The sequence below is a fragment of the Asticcacaulis biprosthecium C19 genome, from assembly GCF_000204015.1.
Lineage (GTDB): Bacteria > Pseudomonadota > Alphaproteobacteria > Caulobacterales > Caulobacteraceae > Asticcacaulis > Asticcacaulis biprosthecius.
Genome location: NZ_GL883080.1, coordinates 282,059 through 285,151, shown reverse-complemented (window position 1 = coordinate 285,151; position 3,093 = coordinate 282,059). Strand labels below are relative to the sequence as shown.

The 3,093-nt window shown below is 63.4% G+C and carries 3 protein-coding genes; all 3 read right to left on the bottom strand.

Features of this window, described 5'->3' with window-relative positions:
• Positions 1-6: 6 nt before the first annotated feature.
• Genes lldD through ABI_RS19805 form a run of 3 tightly spaced genes read right to left on the bottom strand, consistent with a single transcriptional unit; the run spans position 7 to position 2,908 of the window.
• Complete coding sequence (gene lldD / locus ABI_RS19815; protein WP_006274850.1) at positions 7-1,158, bottom strand: FMN-dependent L-lactate dehydrogenase LldD; 1,152 nt, start codon at positions 1,156-1,158, stop codon at positions 7-9.
• Positions 1,155-1,943, bottom strand: a complete 789-nt coding sequence (locus tag ABI_RS19810; protein ID WP_006274849.1) for a hypothetical protein — start codon at positions 1,941-1,943, stop codon at positions 1,155-1,157. Before ABI_RS19810 ends, lldD begins: the two co-directional genes overlap by 4 nt.
• Positions 1,940-2,908 (bottom strand): 2-hydroxyacid dehydrogenase, encoded by a 969-nt coding sequence (locus tag ABI_RS19805; RefSeq protein WP_006274848.1) that lies wholly within the window; start codon positions 2,906-2,908, stop codon positions 1,940-1,942. Before ABI_RS19805 ends, ABI_RS19810 begins: the two co-directional genes overlap by 4 nt.
• Between the last annotated feature and the right edge of the window lie 185 nt (positions 2,909-3,093).

The following is a 3,093-nucleotide window of genomic DNA, read 5'->3' as shown; positions in this document are numbered from 1 at the left end:
TGCCGATTACAAATTCCGGTTCACCCGCTCGGCCAGCAGGCTTTCATTGATCTGGTCGATCCGCGTCACGCCGGTCAGAGCCATGGCCGTGCGCATCTCCTTGTCGATCAGGCCCAGCAGGTTGCTCACCGCTGCCTCGCCGCCCGTCGCAAGGGCGTAGATATAGGCCCGGCCCAGCAACACGCCCTTGGCGCCCAAGGCCAGCATCCGCACCACGTCCAGCCCCGTCCGCACGCCGGAATCGGCCAGTATGGTCAAATCGTCGCCCACCGCATCGGCAATCGCAGGCAGGGCGCGCGTGGTCGACAGTGCACCATCCAGTTGCCGGCCGCCATGGTTCGACACCACGATGCCATCGGCGCCAAAGCGCACCGCGTCGCGAGCGTCTTCCGGGTCGAGTATGCCCTTGATGATCATCGGACCTTTCCAGATGTCGCGGATCCATTCCAGGTCCTGCCACGAAATCGACGGATCAAAATTGGCGCCCAGCCAGCCGATATAGTCTTCCAGACCCGTCGCCTTACCCAGATAGTCCGAAACATTGCCGAGATCATGCGGCGTGCCATTGACCCCGACATCCCACGCCCATTGCGGTTTGAACATCGCCTGGACCATACGGCGGATCGGGCCGAAATCACCGCTCATGCCCGAATGTTTGTCGCGGTAGCGCGCGCCCGGCACCGGCATGTCGACGGTGAAGACCAGCTTGGTCACGCCCAGGCTCTGGGCGCGCTCCAGGGCGTGCTTCATGAAGCCGCGGTCCTTCAGGACATAGAGCTGGAACCAGACATTGTGGCCGGATTTTTCAACGATCTCTTTCAGCGGGCAGAGCGACACGGTCGAGATGATGTAGGGGATGTTGGCTTTCTTGGCCGCCTTAGCCACTTGGACCTCGCCGCGACGGGCATACATACCGCCCAGGCCGACCGGCGCAAGGGCCACCGGCATGGCCAGTTTCTCACCGAACAGTTCGGTTTCCAGCGACAGGTCGGCGACATTTTTCAAGATGCGCTGACGCAGGGCCAGGCGCGACAGGTCGTCGACGTTTGCGCGCAGGGTCGCTTCGGCATAGGAACCGCCGTCGAGATAGTCGAACAGGAAGCGCGGCAGCTTGCGCCGAGCGGCTTCGCGGTAATCCGTGGCGGCGGAAATGATCATAGCAAACCCCTGTCGGCATCGAGGTGCAGGGTCAGGTCGGCCCGCACCGGCATTTCGCGCAGGATATAGCGGGTAAGGCGTTCATAGTGTTGGATAAAACGCGCAATTTCGGCGTCGGACATGACTTTTTTGCCGGTCCGGCCTTCGTTTTCCAACATGCGGGACAGGTCGTGTTCCTGCTGGGTCCGCCAGGCCTGGACGACCTCGAAACCGGGCGCCGCCAGGAGGACCAGACGGTCAATTCGGGCGAACAGATCGCGGTACGGCCCGGCCAGTTGGTTGTTGACATGGCGCCGCCAGGTCGCGTCCGGGTCTTCGTTGCGTTCGAGGGTGTTGACCGGTGTGTCGAGTTCGCTGTCGAACTGATAATCGGCGCCAACGCACCAGCCTTCGAACAGAATGATGTCGGGTGCCGTCACCACCGGCCAGTCTTCGCTGGGGGCCGGTCTGTCATTGGCCTTGTCGAAGCGCGGCAGAGCTGTGGGTTTGCCGGCGAGCAAGCTGTCGAAGGTTTGAAGGCCCAGGTCGACGTCGTGCGTACCGGGAACGCCGCGCGTGGCGAACAGCGGATGGATGTGGACGGGACGGTCTTCCGGCGCCAGGTAGAGGTCGTCGAGCGAGATCGGGGCAACGTTTAGACCCTCGCCTTCCAGCAAGCGTTTCAGGCCGATGGCCAGGGTCGACTTGCCGGAGCCCTGCGCCCCGCAGATGCCGAGCACGAGCGGCTTGCCCGGTGCGCTCCACAGCACGACGGCGGCATGGACTCGGTCTTGTAAAGTATTCATGCGACCCGGTCGCCGACGGCCTCGCCGGCAAAGAACTGGTCGACATTGCGCGCGGCGCGCATGCCCATGGCTTCGCGGGTTTCGACCGTGGCCGAGCCCAGGTGCGGCAGCAGCACGGCATTGTTCAGCGGCAAAAGCGCGTCGTGGACGATGGGTTCGCGTTCGTACACGTCGAGGCCTGCCGCCCAGATAGTGCCTGCTTTCAGGGCCTCGGCTAGGTCGTCTTCCTTGACCACCGAACCGCGCGCCGTGTTGATCAGGATGGCTGATTTTTTCATCAGGCTGAGCAGGCGGTGATTGACCATGTGGTGGGTTTCCGGTCCGCCCGGTGTATGCAGCGACAGGATGTCGGACTGCGCCGCCAGTTCGTCGAGTGAGGCGACATAGCGCGCGCCGTGGGCGGCTTCGATGTCGGGGGCGGCCTGGCGGCGGCTGTAATAGGCAATCTCCATGCCCAACGCCTGGCGCGCCTTATGCGCCGTCGCCTGGGCGATGCGGCCGAAGCCGACCAGGCCCAGGGTCTTGCCCTGCAGCGATTGCCCCATCATCGCGGTGGTGCCCCAGCCCTTCCAGCCGCCGTCACGCAGTTGCCGTTCGGCCTCGGACGCGCGGCGCGAGGTCATCAGCATGAGCATCAAGGCGATGTCGGCCGTGGCTTCGGTCAGGACGTCGGGGGTGTTGGAGACGGTGATACCGGCGGCCTTGGCGGCGTTGATGTCGATATGCTCGTAGCCGGCGCCGAAATTGCCGATCATCTTCACCCGGGCATTGGGGGTGGCGAAGACTTCCACCGTCAGCTTGTCGGTGACGGTCGGGCACACGGCATCGTACTGCGTCATCGCTTCGCTGAGCTGCGCCGGCGTCAGGGGGGCTGCGTCATTGACGGTGACGTCGTAGCGCGACTGCATATAGGCCTGCGCGCCGGCGGGCCAGGGACGTGTGATGAGGATTTTCGGCTTGGTCATTTGAGATCCGAGACTAGGCAGATGTCTTATCTTCTCCTCCCCGCTTGTCGGGGAGGGGGACTATGAGCAAGCGTAACGCAGTGAAGCGCAGCGAATGGTGGTGGGGCATCTTACCTTCCTTGTGACTATCGAGATCGCTCAAAGGAAGTAAGAAACCCCACCACCGCACCTCATTCGCTACAGCC

Coding starts and splice junctions, on each gene's coding strand:
- lldD (WP_006274850.1), bottom strand. CDS start 1,158: ATGATCATTTCCGCCGCCACGGATTACCGCGAAGCCGCTCGGCGCAAG.
- ABI_RS19810 (WP_006274849.1), bottom strand. CDS start 1,943: ATGAATACTTTACAAGACCGAGTCCATGCCGCCGTCGTGCTGTGGAGC.
- ABI_RS19805 (WP_006274848.1), bottom strand. CDS start 2,908: ATGACCAAGCCGAAAATCCTCATCACACGTCCCTGGCCCGCCGGCGCG.